Raw genomic sequence first — 15,060 nt, 5'->3', positions numbered from 1 at the left:
CCGACCGCGATGTGGGCATGCCGGTTGACGACCCGGTTCTGGTCACGGACCTTGACCACCAGTGCGTCGAGGTAGATCACCGGGTAGAACGCCTCCAAGGGCCGGTTCTGCCAGGCGGCGACCTCGTCGGCCACCGCTTCGGTTACATTCGAGATGGTCTCGTGTGACAAGTCGGTGCCCAACGTGGCGGCGAGGTGGTGTTGGATCTCGCGGATGGTCATCCCGCCGGCATACAGGCTGATGATCTGGTCCTCGAGCCCACCGAGGCGCCGTTGCCCGTTGGGCACCAGCCTGGACACGAACGTGGAGTTACGGTCCCGGGGCCGATCCAACTCGATGGGCCCGACTTCGGTGGCGACGGTCTTAGGTGTGGTGCCGTTACGCGAGTTGCCCGAACCCCTCCCGGCAGGGTCGTTCTTCTCGTAGCCCAGATGAGAGGTCAGCTCCGCGCTCATCCCGCGCTCCAGCACGGACTTGATCAACTCGGGCAGGAACCCGCCCTCCCCGGTCAGCGAGATCCCCCGTTCGCTGGTCGAGGCCAACATCGCATCAAGCAGTTCGTCGTCGATCAACTCACGGCGCAACTGCCCGGCCTCGCTAACCGGCTTGTCGTTGTTCTTGGTCATAGTCATAGTCAATCTCCTTCAGATCGGCTTGACCTCTTACACAGACCATTTGACACCCCCCTGAATCCCCGCGCGGCACTGCGCCGACAACTACTGTTGCCCACATGGCTGAGGAGAAGTGCTCCGCATCGATGGGCCCGACGGGGTGCGGGAGGTAAAGCTCAGCAGCCCCGACAAGGTCCTGTGGCCCGACGACGGCTACACCAAGCGCGACCTCGCGGACTTCCTGGTGGCAGTCTCGGAGCCGTTCCTCCGCCTCGGCGGCGACCGGCCCATGACGCTCCAGAGGTTCCCCGAGGGCATCGACGGCGAGGAGTTCTTCTCGAAGCGGCCCCCGCGTGGTGCGCCGTTGTTCCTCCGCACGGTGACCTGCACCTACCCGTCGAGGCGTCGTCACGACCAGTTGGTCTTCGACGAGCCGGCGGCACTGGCCTGGGCGGCGCAGATGGGCACCATCACCTTCCATCCCTGGCCGGTGCGCACCGCCAACCTCGACAACCCCGACGAGTTCCGCATCGATCTGGACCCGCAGCCCGGGCGTGACTTCGGCGACGCGATCACCGCCGCCCTCGCCCTGCGTGAGGTGATGGCCGAGGTGGGTCTGACTGCCTACGCCAAGACGTCGGGCAACCGCGGCATCCACGTCTACGCCCGCATCAAGCCCACCCACGAGTTCCAGGACGTCCGCCACGGCGTCATCGGCGTTGCCCGCGAGCTCGAGCGGCGCCTGCCCGACCTCGTCACCACCTCGTGGTGGAAGGAAGAGCGCGGCGAGCGTGTCCTCGTCGACTTCAACCAGGCCAACCACGACCGCACCATCGCCGCCGCCTACTCGCCGCGGCCGCTGCCGGGCGCCCCGGTGTCGATGCCCCTCACTTGGGACGAGCTACCCGACGCCGACCCCCGCGAGTTCACCGTCGCCACCGTGCCCGGCATCCTCGCCAAGCGCGCGTGCGCCTGGGCCGACATCGACGACCACGCGGGCGACGTCGCCGGCGAGCTCAACTTCCCGCCCGACTACCCGAAGATGCCCGGGGAGCCGCCCCGGGTGCCGCCGTCGAAGCGCAAGGCCGACCGGGCTGACGACGAGTACCTCGCACCCAAGGCCGAGCGCGACGCCGAGTGGGGCACGGCCATCGCGCCGCCCTATGGCCCGATGTTGGCCAAGCCGGTGAAGAAGTTGCCGGAGGGGGAGTACCTCCACGAGCCCAAGTGGGACGGCTTCCGCTCCATCATCTGGCGCTCGGGCGACATGGTGGAGATCGGATCGCGCAACTCGCGCCCGATGACGCGCTACTTCCCTGAGGTCGTCGAGGCGGTGATCGCGAACTTTCCGGATCATTCGGCCATCGACGGCGAGATCATCATGATCGACCCGGACACCGGTGACCGGCTGAACTTCGACGCCCTCCAACAGCGCATCCATCCGGCGCAGTCGCGGATCAAGAAGCTCAGCGCCGCGATGCCGGCCAGCTTCGTCGCGTTCGACGTGCTCGCGCTCGGGCAGACCAACTACGTGGGCAAGCCCTTCAAGGAACGCCGAGCCGCGCTGGAGAAGGCGCTGAAGAAGGCGAAGCCGATCTACCTCACCAAGGCCACCGATGATCCCGAGCTGGCCCAGGAATGGTTCGAGCAGTTCGAGGGCGCGGGGCTTGACGGCGTCATCGCCAAACCGCTGGACGAGCCCTACGTGGAGGACAAGCGGGTGATGTTCAAGCTCAAGCATGAGCGCACCGCCGACTGCGTGGTGGCCGGGTACCGCCTGTACAAGGATGAGACCGACGCGATCGGGTCGCTCCTGCTCGGGCTCTACACCGACGACGGCCAACTGAACTCCGTCGGCGTGATCGGGGCGCTGCCCATGGCGCGGCGCAAGGAACTGTTCGAGGAGCTGCAGCCGCTGGTGACCACGTTCGAGGGCCACCCGTGGGCGTGGGCGCAGCCGGAGGAGGTCAAACCGACAACCGGGACCAGTCCTTCCCGCGCACTCCGACGGCCGCAGCCCATTCCCGGTGGAACGCGAAGAAGGACCTGTCGTTCACCCCGCTCAGGCCGGAGCGCGTCGTCGAGGTCCGGGCTGTCCGTGATGACGAGCTGATTCCTCGGCTGGTGGAGCTGTGGGAGGCGAACTATCGCGTCCACGGGCTTCGGAAGCTATGGAAGACCGCGGTGCGGGCGGGCATGGGGATCGGGCGGGATCAGACCGCCCGGCTGATGCGGGCTGCGGGGGTCGAGGGTGCCCGACGTTCGAAGCGGGTGACCACGACCCGGCGGGATCCTGTGGCCTCACGCCACTCGGACCTAGAGAAGCAGGAGTTCACCGCCACGGCGCCGAACCGGTTGTGGGTCACCGACCTGACGTACGTGCCGACCCGGGCCGGTGTCGGCCACGTGTGCTTCATCATCGACGCGTTCTCGCCGAGATCGGCGCGACCCCCACCACCTGCCGAGTTCGAGAAGGAGTTCCATGCTCCACAAACCGACCACCAACAGGTGGTCGGAATCAAATAGGGCGAGTCTCCATCAAACCCAGTGCGGTTCCAGTGCGGTCCATGCATTCCTCCCGAGGTCGATGCCCCAAACTCCACCTAGGACTCTCACTGACAAAAGCGCAAGCCAACAGGGATTTGGCCGTCTGCATCACATGCGGCCGGCAGCGCTCAGGACAGGTAACCGCGCACGGTGGCCATCAGGGCAGCGACGCGATCCTCGGTGGGGATCTCGTCGTTGCCCAACTGTGCGTCCATGCCGGTGATGTAGGCGGCACCGAAGAGAGTGGTGGCGAAGACCGCAGGACGGATTCCCGACGACGACGTACCCAGCCGTGCCAGCGATTGGCTGATCATGTCCAGGATCTCGCCGCGCATGCGACGCAGCTGCTCTCCCCAAGGGCTCTCGGCCAGCCACATCTCGCTGTGCCACAGCTTGGCGAAACTGGCGTGCTCGTCGAGAAAATCCAGAGTCGCGCGGATCATTCCCTCGATGGCAGCCATCGGGTCCTCTGCGGCGGCAGGTTCCAGCAGCGCCTCCCGCATGACGGAGTAGCCGTGGTCGATGAGACCGCGGATCAGCTCGGTCTTGGAGCCGAACTGGTAGTAGACGGTGCCCTTGGCCACCCCGGCCGCTGCAGCGATCGCATCGACAGTGACCTTGTCAGGGCCGATAGCTCCGACCAGGTCCATCGCAGCGTTGAACAGCCGTGCCCGGCTCGCCGTGGTGCGCGGGCTGCTGGGATGGCGGTGGCGTGCGGCGGTACTCATCAGATTGCGATCTCCGGGTCGAGGACCTTCAGCGTCCAGGTCTTGTGCTTGTGGGCGGCCAGAATCGACAGCACCAAACCGAGCGCGGTGTAGCCGACGAGCATCCACGCGTTGCTGGCCACTGCTCCTATGTCTGAGCCGTAGATCAACCGGCGCAGCCCCTCCACAACATGCGACATCGGCAGCACGTCGTGGACGATGTGCAGTGGTTGGGGGGTCAGCTGCCAAGGCAAGGTCCCGCCCGCGGCGGTGAGCTGAAGCACGAGCAGGATCAGGATGATGAACTTGCCCGGCGTCCCGAAAAGCGCCACGGTGCCCTGGATGATCGCGGAGAAAGCCATTGTCGCCAACAGCATGAAGGCCCAGGTCAGCGGCAGGTTGGCCGGGTGCAGGCCGAGCACGAAATGCACCACCAGCAGCAGGATCGTCGCTTGGGCCATCGAGATCAACCAGAAGGGGATCCAGCCACCCAGTGCGATGCGCCAGGATCGTGCATTCGATGCCAGCGCCCGACGGGCGATTGGGCGCAGTGCTTGGACCAGCATGAACACGCCCACCCACAGCGCCAAGCTGAGGAAGAAGGGCGCCAGTCCCGCACCGTAACTGCCGGCCTGGGTCTGCTGGATCTTCTGGATCCGCACCGGGTCGCCGATCACCTGAGAGACGTTGTCCTTCTTGGCATCGGTGAGGTGTGGGACCTTGTCGGCCCCGTCCCGCAGCGCGGTGGCGAGGTCGCCGGTGCCGTCGTCGAGCTTCTTCGCACCGGCCTCGAGCTCCCTGGCGCCGTTGTCGAGGTCCCCGGCCCCCTCCTCGAGCGCGGCGGCGCCAGCGTCGATCTTGGACGCCCCGGAAGCGAGCGCGCTGGCCCCATCGCTGAGCTCCTTCGCGCCGGTGGCAAGTTTCGACGACCCCGCCTTGAGCTTGCCGACCCCCGCGACGGAGGTGTCGAGTCCGTCCTCCAGTTGGGCAGCCCCAGCGTTGAGCTTGGTCGCGCCGTCGTGGGCGCCGGTGATGCCCTTGCGGAGCTCAGGCATGGAGTTGGCGAGCTGGCGATTGCCGTCCGCGACCTGTTTCGAACCATCCGCGAGAGCCTGCATCGAGGCGGAAGCTTCGTCGAGCTTCTCGATGATGTCTTGATGGGCCTGGTCGTTCTGACGAGCGTCGTAGTCCTTGACGATCGCGTCGGCCTGCTCTCGGGTGAGGATGCCATCGGTGACCAGCTTGTCGGTGCTCTCCACCACGACCTCGCGGGCACCGGTGTGGAGGTCCCGTGCCGTGGTGATAGCCGTCTGGACCTTCTGGTTCAACTGCTCATTTCCGTCGGCAACCTTTTGTGCTCCGTCGGCCAGTTTCTCGGTATCGGCGACCATGGTGCTGGTCTTGTCGTCCATGGTGGCCAGGCCGCTGTTGAGTGCCGACGTGCCTGTGTGCAAGGCGGTGGCCCCGTCGCGCAGATTCTTCTGCCCGGCCTGCAGCTCCGCCACGCCCTCGTCCAGGGCGGACGCGCCGCTCGACAGCGTGCTCGCCCCCTTGGACAGGCCACTGGCACCGGTGTTGAGCTGGGTGGTGGCCTCGTGCAGTGTGGTGCTTCCATCGGCGAGCTGCTTCGTGCCGGCGGCGAGCTGGCCGGTGCCGTTCCTCAGCTTCGTCGACCCGTCGTGCAACTGGTCGGCCCCATCGGTCGCCTTGACCATGTTGGTGTGGATGACCCCGAAACTGGTCAGGAATTTGTCCGCAGCGGTGGTACCGATCTGACGGGCGACCGAATCATGCACCTCGGTGAGGAGCTTGTCCACGAAAGTGTTGATCATGTAGTTGTTCGCGTCATTGGTGATGACTTCGAGAAGCCCGGGGACTGCCGGCCCGTTCTCGTCATCAGGCCGGACGTTCCCGCTTGAAAGCAGATCAGCGGAGAAGTTCTCGGGGATCACCAGAGCGAAGGAATAGGTTCCAGCCTCAACGCCCTGCTGCGCCTCCTCGACCGAGCTGACGTCCCTCCACGTGAAGGAGTGACTCTCGTGCAGCGACTTCGCCACCTCTTGGCCGAGCTGCTGCTGATTGCCCTCCTGGTCGGCGGCACCGCGGTCCTCGACGACCAGCGCGGCAGTCAGGTTTGAGATGTGTGACTGTGGATCCCAGTTGGCGTAGAGGTAGGTCGCGCCGTAGCACAGCGGAACGATGGTGAGGGCGATGATCGCGATCTTCGGCAACAAACCGGCGGTCATCCGCTTGAGTTCGGACATCGCGAGCTGGAGGGCGGTCATGACTGGGCCTCCTGAGCCTTCTCGTTCTTCTGGGCCTTCTCGGCTTGCGCGTTGCCGATCACGGCAGAGGGCCCGTCCCACACTGCGGGGATGACCGACACGACAGCGACCACCGCGACATCGCGCTCGTGGTCGACAACGATCTGGGCCAAGCGCCGCAGCCAATCCTCGTCGGTGGCACCATGGCGTTCGGGGGAGTCGCAGACGACCAGGTGGACGTCCGGGTCGGCCAGTGCGAGGTTGACCAGCAGGTCGAGACGATCGGTGGGGCTCAGCTGGTCGATCCAGAGGTCCGCGATGCCCTCCTGATGGTAGGACTCCAGCCAACGCATCGGCAGGACCCGGTTCCACGTGAAGGTGGGGATGAGCGCCAGGTCCTCCTTCACCAGGTCCTTGACCTTGAGGTACGGCTCTGGGTCATTGACTCCCGGCGAATCCAGCAGGGCGCTGGCCTGACGGATGTCGCGGATGCGGTCTCTGCCCTGCCAGCTGATCCGGCCCGAGTTCGGCTTCATGCGCCCCGACAGCATCAGCGAGAGCGCGGTGCGCGCCTCCTGGGTCTCGCCTTGGACGACGAGCAGTTCTCCGCGGCGCACCTCAACGGTCGTAGCGGGCACAAGGGTCACGTGGCGTCCATCGAAGGACAAGGAATCAGTGACAAGCACACAACGAGCGTAACTCGTACTGACCGGTCAGTTCAAATAAGGACAGCGCGACGCGCTTCATCGACGATGTTGCACGATGCCGCGGGACACCTTCTCCCGCGGCGGTCTCACCACAGTTCAGGCGGTAACGTGGCCGAGCCGCCCGCGTGTGAGACCTAGTGTCACGGCCGCGAGTGCCGCCATCGTCAGGGCTGCGGGCCACGTGTTGTCGACCGGATCGCCGAGCATGTTTCCAGCGAACAGCAATCCCCAGTTGAGAGAGTTGTGGGCGAGTATCGCTGGGGCCGAACTGCCCTCGGAGGTGTTGAAAACCCAGGAGAGCACGATCGAAAGCGCCACGACCAGCAGCAGATAGGCGGCGAGCTGGCCCACATCCGAACGCGCAGTGTCCCACTCCTGCGTGAGGAACAGAGGGGCGTGCCACAGGGTGTGGACCACTCCGAGCCCAGGAGCGCCGCCGCGAAGGGGCCTGCGAACAGACCCACCTGGTTGACGATGGCAATGGCCTCGAACGGCAGTCGCAACGGAAGGACACCGATGCCGCTCTCGGAGAGCCACCACGGCGACCATCCAAGCCAGGATCCGAGGTACGCGAGCACGAAGAAGGCGAGAACGGGACGTCGGTGGACGAGATCATTGAATGCCCTGTTGTACACCTTCACGACCATTTCCCCTCGCGGCTAGCGCTAAGCCCATTCGATTCCACGACACAACGACACTCCAAACGCCGTGGCGTTCCCGGCGTCCCTTGCGTTTATAGCTCAGGGCTTCGCCAGTTCGCTGCCCCAGCGTAGACGAGAGAGTGGGGCGGGCTGACTGGGCGGGTTCGCCGCGGCGAGCATGGTAGTAATGCGTACCCTCGTGCTGAAGTTCGATTCGATTCACCCCGAGTCCCCATGCTTACTCGGCCCCCTGACCGAGCCCGAAGAATCGCTCGAAGGGGACTGCCGAAGGTTTGGTTGACTCCAAGACCGCATGCCTCCCTCGAAAGGGTCGTGCTGAAAGGATGGCATCCATGCCGAAGATCGCTTACACCGACGAGTTCAAGCGCGACGCGGTCGCGCTTGTCGCCTCAGGCATCCCGCAGAAGCAGGTCGCCAAGGACATGGGGATGGCCAAAACTACCCTCCAAGCCTGGGTCCGCGACGCTCGCTTCCAGTCCCACGGGATGACCCCGACCACCGATCCTGAGCAGCGCAAGGACATGGCCTAGGCGTTACGCCGGATCCGTGAGTTGGAGATGGAAAACGAGGTGCTGCGCCGCGCGGCGGCGTATCTGTCGCAGGCTCACATCACACCCCCAAAATGATCTACCCGCTCGTCAAGGAGATGGCCGCCGTTGGTGCCCCAGTGAGGGTGCCGGTCGCGGTCGCGTGCCGGGTCTTGGGATTCTCCACACAGGGCTACTACAAATGGCTCAAACAGCCTGTCTCCGCCCGTGAGGCCGAAGAGCAAGAGCTCATCTCGGTGCTGCACCAGCTCCACGGTGACGATCCAGAAGGCGGCTACCGGGTACTGGCCGACGACATCACCGAGCTCGGGTACACACTCTCGGAACGGCGCGTGTGGCGGCTGTGCCGGGTCGCCGGCATCCAATCGACCATTGTGAAACGCAAGTCCCGGTACAAGAGTGCTGGTGAGCCTGTCCATGACGATCTCGTCAACAGGCAGTTCAACCAAACCTTCAGCGGACCCTCTTCTTCTTGTAGTTGGTGGAGATGTCGATCTTCTGCAGAATCCGGCTCATCACAGTTGAGGGTGTAGAGGCGGGGTGATCACGGCGGCGCGTCGGTCCGCGGATGAGGGTCGAGGCCTTCCGACGATGGTAGTTCTCACACTCACCATCCGGAAGACCTCGACGTGCCTCACGCTACCTTCACGCGCCCCAACCTGACCACGGTCACCCGCCTCGACGAGCTCGGCTTGGAGGTTGTGGGCCAACAGATCGAGCCGAAGCGTGCTGTGTTGGCTTGCCGGGTCGTTGAGCCGGACCAGTGGTGCCGGCGGTGCGGCTGCGAGGGAACGCCACGTGGCACCGTGGTGCGTCGTCTGGCGCACGAGCCGTTCGGCTGGCGACCCACCATCTTGCTCGTCACCGTGCGTCGCTACCGCTGCGGCGAGTGCGGGCATGTGTGGCGTCAGGACATGAGCAGAGCCGCCGAGCCGCGGGTGAAGTTGTCCCGACGGGCGTTGCGGTGGGCGTTGGAGGGGCTCGTGGTCGCGCATCTGACCGTAGCCCGGATCGCCGAAGGGCTGGCAGTGTCGTGGAACACCGCCAACGACGCCGTCCTGGCCGAGGGAAAGCGGGTGTTGATCAACGATCCGCGGCGTTTCGACGGCGTCCATGTGCTCGGCGTCGACGAGCACGTGTGGCGGCACACCCGTCACGGCGACAAGTACGTCACTGTGATCATCGACCTCACCCCGATAAGGGATGGCACCGGCCCGGCACGCCTGCTGGACATGGTCGAGGGCCGCTCCAAGAGCACGTTCAAGACATGGCTCGCTGCCCGACCCGAAGCGTGGCGGGCCGGCGTAGAGGTCGTGGCCATGGATGGGTTCACCGGCTTCAAGACCGCCACCACTGAAGAGTTGCCTGAGGCCACCGCGGTCATGGATCCGTTCCATGTGGTGAGGCTCGCCGGTGACGCCCTCGACCAGTGCCGGCGCCGGATCCAGCAAGAACTCCACGGCCACCGAGGCCGCGCTCAGGATCCGCTGTACCGGGCGCGGCGCACCCTCCACACCGGAGCCGACCTGCTCACCCCCCGACAACAAGCCCGCCTCGACGCATTGTTCACCGGCGACGGCCACGTGCAACTGGAGGCCACCTACGGCGTCTACCAGCAGCTGGTCACCGCCTGCCGCGACCCCGACCGAGCCAACGGCCGCGCCCGCATGGAGGCACTCATCGCCAGCATCAGCAGCGGGGTCCCCGACGTCCTACGTGAGGTCATCACCCTCGGACGCACCCTGAAGAAACGCGCTACCGACGTGCTGGCCTACTTCGACCGACCCGGAACGTCGAATGGCCCTACCGAAGCGCTGAATGGCCGCCTCGAACACCTCCGCGGTTCTGCCCTGGGGTTCAGGAACCTCACCAACTACATCGCTTATGCGGAATTCCGCATAAGCGATGGTATGTCGACCTCGGGGTTATGTTGACCGGCGTCCTGGGGAGCGTGCTCCAGCGCGGGTTGGGCCCTGATCCGGTCAACATAACGATGAGCGTCCGAGTCGGGGTTCGCTTGATCTGACCAGGCGATCGCTGGGATCGCCTGGCTTCGGGTCAGGAGGACCAAGATGGTGATTCATCGTGATCAGCGCCGCGCCGACACGCGGGACGTGCTGGATGAGTTCGAAGCGTGGCTGCTGCGGGAGCGGTCCACGCAAGAGGGCACCGCTGCTGCCTACACCGCCCGCGTCGCGGGGTTCGTGGAGTGGCTTCCCGCGCCGGTCGATCAGTCGCTGAAGACGCTGACCGCGGCGATGCTGACGCAGTGGGTGAACCTGGAAGCGGCACGCGGGCTGAAGGCATCGACCCTGAGCAAGCAGCTGGTGATGCTGCGCTCGTTCCTGCAGTTCTGCCACCGGTCAGGGCGGACCGGGCAGGACTTCTCCGGGGTCGTGCCTCACGCGGCGGCATGGCGGCTCTCGTCGATCCCTGACCCGGTCCCGGCCGGGACGATCGAGGCGTTGTTCGGCACTCTCGATCTGCGGTCGGCGAAGGGGATGCGCGACCGGGCGATCCTGCTGCTGTTGTCCGGTCTGGGCCTGCGGGCCTGCGAGATCGCCGGCCTGCGGTTGGACGACATCGGCTGGCGCACCGGAACCCTGCGCGTCTGTGGGAAGGGCGACAGGGTTGACGAGTTGCCGCTGTCCGAGGATGTGGGGCAGGCGTTGGAGGACTACGTGCTCCACGGCCGCGGCGGCCGGACTGCTGGCGAGGAAGTGTTCTGGACCGTGATCGACCCGGTCCAGCCGCTGACCGCGAACGGTGTCTGCGGGACGATCCGGCAGATCTGCGTCAAGGCTGGGGTGGAGAAGTTCGGCCCGCACCGGCTGCGGCACACGTTCGCGACCGGGATGCTCGCCTCCGGGGCGACGCTGCAAGAGGTTCAAGGGCTGCTACGCCACGCCCACCTGCGCACGACCGCGAACTACACCAAGGTCGACAAGAACCGGCTGAGCGCACTGGCCACCGAGTGGCCGGCAGCGGCATCGGGCAGGTGGTCACGATGAACGGCCTACGCGACCTCCTGGACGACTACCTGGCGACCCGGCGGGCACTCGGGTTCAAGCTGACCGCGCCGGGCAAGGCGCTGGACGGGTTCGTGGGCTGGATGGAAGAGGCCGGCGAGCCCACGATCCGTCGCGACCTGGCGACCGCGTGGGCGGCGCAGTTCTCTCGCGGCACGGTGCTGGAGCGGTTGAACTACGTCCGCCAGTTCGCCGAGCACGTCGCCTGGTTCGACCCCGCGACCGAGGTCCCGATCCTCGACGGGCGCCCCTACGGCGCTCATCGCCCTCGCCCGCTGATCTTCACCAGCGACCAGATCGACACGCTGCTCGCCGCGGCGGGGAGGCTGACCCCGCAGGTCCGGGCCGCGTCCTGGCAAACACTGCTCGGGCTGCTGACGGTGACCGGGATGCGGATCAGCGAGGCCCGCAACCTCAACGACGACGACATCACCACCGACGAGGACGCCAGTGATGGCAGCGGCTGGGCCAAGGTGACCGACACGAAGTTCGGCAAGTCCAGGCTCGTCCCGCTGCACAAGTCCACGATGGACGCGATCCGCCGATACCAGCGGCTCCGGGATCGGACGTTCCCTACCCCGGCCACGACAGCGGTGTTCGTCGCCAGGCGCGGCACCCGGATCGCCCGCTCGACCGCGGGAAACACGTTCCGCGAGATCCGCGAGGCAGCCGGGCTGGCCGGTGGTCCGACCGGACCGGCGGCGAGGTTGCACGACTTCCGGCACACGTTCGCCACGACCACCCTGATCGAGCACATCCGTGTTGGTGGTGATGTCGATCAGATGATGCCGGTCCTGTCGGCGTTCCTCGGACACGTCGGCCCGGAAGCGACCTACTGGTATCTGTCGAACACCCCGGAACTGGCAGCGGCCCTCGCCGAACGCATCCAAGCGAACGGGGCCGGCGATGAGTGACCTCGCGCCGCTGCTGCAACGGTTCTTCACCGACAAGCTCGACCGGCACCTGAACGCCAGCCCGCACACGAAAGCCGCCTACGCCGACACGTTCCGGCTCCTGCTGACCTACGCCCAGCAGGCCACCGGGATCGCCCCATCAGCGTTGACCCTGGCCGATCTGGACGCGGACCTGATCGGCGGATTCCTCCAGCATCTGGAAACCGAGCGCGGCAACTCCGCCGCGACCCGCAACGCCCGCCGGGCCGCACTGCGGTCGTTCTTCAGCTACGCCAGCTACCGGGCACCCGACGCGATCGCAACGATCAGCCAAGTCCTCGCGATCCCCGCGAAACGCACGAAGACCACCCTCGTGTCGTTCCTGACCGCTGCCGAGGCCGAAGCCCTCATCGCAGCCCCGGACACCCGGACCTGGCTCGGGCGCCGAGACCGGCTCCTGCTGCACCTGGGCATCCAAACCGGGTTGCGCGTCAGCGAGCTGACCAGCCTGCACATCGACAGCATCCAGATCGGCCCGCACAGCCAGCTCGAATGCATCGGCAAGGGCCGCAAGCAACGCGTGATCCCGCTCCAGAAGAACACCGTCCAACTCCTCACCGCCTGGCTCAGCGAGCTTCCGTCCACACCGGACGGGCCACTGTTCCCGACGCACGCCGGGACGCCGCTGACCAGGGCTGCGGTCGGCAAGCTCATCGCCCGTCATACCGCTGCCGCGGCCGGCCGGTGTTCTTCGCTGGCCGGGAAGAACGTCACCCCGCACACGCTGCGGCACACCTGCGCAATGAGCCTGCTGCATGCCGGGATCGACACCGCGAGCATCGCGCTCTGGCTCGGGCACTCGAACATCCAGACCACGCAGATCTACCTCCACGCCGACCTCGAACTCAAACGCCGAACCCTGGAACGCGTTCCCGCCGTCGATGAGCGGCCACCAGCTCGCTACCAAGCCTCCGACGCTCTCATCGCGTTCCTCAAGAACCGCTGAACCCCGCACGGTTATGTTGACCGGCTCAGGCGCCGACTCCCACAAGGACAGCGCTCCCAGGACGTCGGTCAGCATAACCCCGAGGTCGACATACCATCGCCCGCAGCCTCCTCGAGACCGGCGGCTTCAGACCCCAACTACTACACCCTGCATTGTGAAGAGCCATCAAACAGTTGTGTCATGGCCCCATGCCGCAGCATGTTGAGGTCATCGATACTGTCCGCGCCTGCCAACATCCCGGCGATCACCCCGGCAGCCTTCAACGCATCGGTCGACGTCCTCGCCGTGAGATGCTCGACCAACAGGTCAGGGAGCCCGGCCTGCTGCGCCAACCTCATCACCGGAACCAGCCCCGCTACCCCGACCAGCGACGCGTCATCGTGGCCCCGGCGAAGAATGTGAGATGCTTTCATCTAAGAAATGCCTTTTGTTCTTGGTAGAAGTGCGTTGTGGAAAACCCATTCTCCCAAGTCAAAAGGCATTTCGCCTGCAACGCCGCACCACAGAACCCCACCACCACCGGTGGATCAAGGCTCAGGGACCGCGATCATCAGCAGCTTCGCTAGCTAGCCCGAACCGTCCGCCGAAAATGTGGCGCCCCCAAGTTTCACCTTGAGACAACCACGCGATCGCAGCTATATGGCACGATCGCGGCGATTTCCCAAGGTCACCTTCCGCGACCCGGGATGCTTGGCGCTTTATCCACATCTACGGCTGAACGACACTCATGTGATTTATCCCCGGCTGTGGTTAACCCTGTGGATAAGTTAGAGGAAGCGGACCCAGTTGGGCCCCTCGCCCGTCTCGATCCGGCTCTGCAGCACCAGGTTGCCGTCGTCGTAGATGCGGTACAGCGACGCATACCCGCTCTTCTCCCCCACCACGACGACGTGCTCACCGTCGGGCGACACCGTCAGCCCGCGCGGCTGCGCCTCCGTGTCCGTGATGACCACAGGCCCGCTCAGACGCCCGTCGGCACCCACCGCCACGGCACCGATCGTCGACTCGGTGCGCTCACTGCACACCAACCACCGGCCGCCACCGGCCAGGGCCAGATCCGCGCCCCAAACCAGGTGCCCCTCCACCGGATCCAGACCGTACGACGACCTGCGCAGCCCCCGCGTCAGGTCGTAGGCCGGCACCTCCTCGGCACGCGTGAGGCGACCCGATCCACCGCGCTCGTACCGCGCCGCCTCGCCGGTGAACTCGGTGAGCAGGTACCCGTGCTGCCCGTCCTCGGAGAACACCAGGTGACGCGGACCGGAGCCGGGGGTGTGCCGGACGACAGGCTCTGACAGTTCGGAGAGCCCGCCGTCGGACGTGGTGGCGAACTGCGCGATGAGGTCCTCACCCAGGGAGACGAAGTACGCATTGTGGCCGGCCGGGTCGAACAGCGACGCGTGCATGTTGCGACCCTCCACGCGGGCGGATTCCTCGCCCACCACGCCGTCGGTCACCGGGTGCGACGCACCCCAACCGCCGTGATACGACGCAGCCAGCAGCATGTGCCCCCTCGGCGACACGTCCAGGTAGGCCACCGGGTCCGCCACTTCGCGGCGGGAGATCTCCTCATGCTGCCCGCGCTCCCCGTCGATGCGGAGCGTCACGATGGCCGGCTTCGGCTCCTTCGTGGCCACGTAGACCAGGCCACGCTCGTGGTCGACGGCGAACGTGCTGCAACCTTCGCCGACGGCGTAGTCACCGACGTGGGTGAGCTCCTCGCCGCTGACCCTCAGCGTGGTGAGCGTGCCACCCTTGGAGTTTCCGACAAGGACATATGAGTCGTTGTTCATGCCCATCAGCCTAGGCAAACCGTCGGACAATCACTAGCACCCCTACGGACGCGACCTGCGCGCTCCGGGGCAGGGGCAAGTTGTGCAGTGGACTTCCTGCACAACTTGCACCCGCCTGGGTGGAAGCCCGACGGCGTCCGGGCAGAGACAACTTGTGCAGCGGATTTGGTGCACAACTTGCACCTGCCTACGCGCGTTCGCCCTGCCGATGCTCAGGGGCCAGGCGTGAACGACACCTTCGAGTTGAACATCCACTGGTTCCGCCAGGCATAGCGGCCGGCGCCGGACGCATC

General features: G+C 65.9%; 11 protein-coding genes and 3 pseudogenes. 7 read left to right on the top strand and 7 right to left on the bottom strand.

All coding sequences use genetic code 11. The features are described 5' to 3' along the window. A partial coding sequence (locus BN1186_RS10425; protein ID WP_040284065.1) for an IS256 family transposase occupies positions 1-632 on the bottom strand: 632 nt, incomplete at its 3' end. A gap of 112 nt (positions 633-744) precedes the next feature. Here BN1186_RS10425 and BN1186_RS16375 point away from each other — a divergent pair. Beyond that, positions 745-2,724, top strand: a complete 1,980-nt coding sequence (locus tag BN1186_RS16375) for an ATP-dependent DNA ligase (RefSeq protein WP_074437001.1) — start codon at positions 745-747, stop codon at positions 2,722-2,724. Then, a pseudogene (locus BN1186_RS10415) lies at positions 2,700-3,044 on the top strand (IS3 family transposase); the annotation flags it as partial. The gene BN1186_RS16375 and the pseudogene BN1186_RS10415, both read left to right, overlap by 25 nt. Before the next feature lie 242 nt (positions 3,045-3,286). On the opposite strand, the gene BN1186_RS10410 reads toward BN1186_RS10415, so the two are convergent. The 4 genes from BN1186_RS10410 to BN1186_RS10395 form a co-directional block, all read right to left on the bottom strand. Beyond that, on the bottom strand, positions 3,287-3,886 hold the full coding sequence (locus tag BN1186_RS10410) for a TetR/AcrR family transcriptional regulator (protein ID WP_040283876.1): 600 nt from the start codon (positions 3,884-3,886) through the stop codon (positions 3,287-3,289). Further along, the gene (locus tag BN1186_RS10405) at positions 3,886-6,129 is read right to left on the bottom strand and encodes a YhgE/Pip family protein (RefSeq protein WP_281278467.1); all 2,244 of its coding nucleotides are present in this window, start codon (positions 6,127-6,129) and stop codon (positions 3,886-3,888) included. Before BN1186_RS10405 ends, BN1186_RS10410 begins: the two co-directional genes overlap by 1 nt. 17 nt (positions 6,130-6,146) lie before the next feature. Beyond that, positions 6,147-6,776 (bottom strand): hypothetical protein, encoded by a 630-nt coding sequence (locus BN1186_RS16075; RefSeq protein WP_222704312.1) that lies wholly within the window; start codon positions 6,774-6,776, stop codon positions 6,147-6,149. A gap of 156 nt (positions 6,777-6,932) precedes the next feature. Beyond that, the gene (locus BN1186_RS10395; RefSeq protein ID WP_139651018.1) at positions 6,933-7,187 is read right to left on the bottom strand and encodes a hypothetical protein; all 255 of its coding nucleotides are present in this window, start codon (positions 7,185-7,187) and stop codon (positions 6,933-6,935) included. Between the two features lie 643 nt (positions 7,188-7,830). On the opposite strand from BN1186_RS10395, the pseudogene BN1186_RS16070 reads away from it, so the two are divergent. From BN1186_RS16070 to BN1186_RS10365, 5 genes and pseudogenes are all read left to right on the top strand, one after another. Next, positions 7,831-8,489 (top strand): annotated as a pseudogene (locus BN1186_RS16070) (transposase); the annotation flags it as partial. Positions 8,490-8,675: 186 nt separating this feature from the next. Then, complete coding sequence (locus tag BN1186_RS10380; RefSeq protein WP_052460035.1) at positions 8,676-9,980, top strand: ISL3 family transposase; 1,305 nt, start codon at positions 8,676-8,678, stop codon at positions 9,978-9,980. A 138-nt stretch (positions 9,981-10,118) separates the two neighbouring features. Beyond that, the gene (locus BN1186_RS10375; protein WP_052459764.1) at positions 10,119-11,057 is read left to right on the top strand and encodes a tyrosine-type recombinase/integrase; all 939 of its coding nucleotides are present in this window, start codon (positions 10,119-10,121) and stop codon (positions 11,055-11,057) included. Then, the gene (locus BN1186_RS10370) at positions 11,054-11,989 is read left to right on the top strand and encodes a tyrosine-type recombinase/integrase (protein WP_040282820.1); all 936 of its coding nucleotides are present in this window, start codon (positions 11,054-11,056) and stop codon (positions 11,987-11,989) included. Before BN1186_RS10375 ends, BN1186_RS10370 begins: the two co-directional genes overlap by 4 nt. Then, positions 11,982-12,974 carry a tyrosine-type recombinase/integrase gene (locus tag BN1186_RS10365; protein WP_040282704.1) on the top strand — a complete coding sequence of 331 codons (993 nt, stop codon included), beginning with the start codon at positions 11,982-11,984 and terminating at the stop codon, positions 12,972-12,974. The genes BN1186_RS10370 and BN1186_RS10365 overlap by 8 nt, the downstream gene beginning before the upstream one ends. A gap of 164 nt (positions 12,975-13,138) precedes the next feature. On the opposite strand, the pseudogene BN1186_RS15565 reads toward BN1186_RS10365, so the two are convergent. Next, positions 13,139-13,387: pseudogene (locus tag BN1186_RS15565) on the bottom strand (IS1380 family transposase); the annotation flags it as partial. Positions 13,388-13,741: 354 nt separating this feature from the next. Further along, entirely contained in the window at positions 13,742-14,767 is a 1,026-nt protein-coding gene (locus BN1186_RS10355) for a lactonase family protein (protein ID WP_040283871.1), read from the bottom strand. Positions 14,768-15,060 lie beyond the last annotated feature (293 nt).

Source organism: Tessaracoccus massiliensis (genome assembly GCF_000826065.2).
In the GTDB taxonomy this organism is placed as follows: Bacteria; Actinomycetota; Actinomycetes; order Propionibacteriales; family Propionibacteriaceae; genus Arachnia; species Arachnia massiliensis_A.
The sequence above is the reverse complement of the archived record's forward strand: the minus strand, read 5'-3'. Positions and strand labels throughout refer to the sequence as shown.

Coding starts and splice junctions, on each gene's coding strand:
- BN1186_RS10370 (WP_040282820.1), top strand. CDS start 11,054: ATGAACGGCCTACGCGACCTCCTGGACGACTACCTGGCGACCCGGCGG.
- BN1186_RS10375 (WP_052459764.1), top strand. CDS start 10,119: ATGGTGATTCATCGTGATCAGCGCCGCGCCGACACGCGGGACGTGCTG.
- BN1186_RS10405 (WP_281278467.1), bottom strand. CDS start 6,129: ATGTCCGAACTCAAGCGGATGACCGCCGGTTTGTTGCCGAAGATCGCG.
- BN1186_RS10410 (WP_040283876.1), bottom strand. CDS start 3,886: ATGAGTACCGCCGCACGCCACCGCCATCCCAGCAGCCCGCGCACCACG.
- BN1186_RS10365 (WP_040282704.1), top strand. CDS start 11,982: ATGAGTGACCTCGCGCCGCTGCTGCAACGGTTCTTCACCGACAAGCTC.
- BN1186_RS10355 (WP_040283871.1), bottom strand. CDS start 14,767: ATGAACAACGACTCATATGTCCTTGTCGGAAACTCCAAGGGTGGCACG.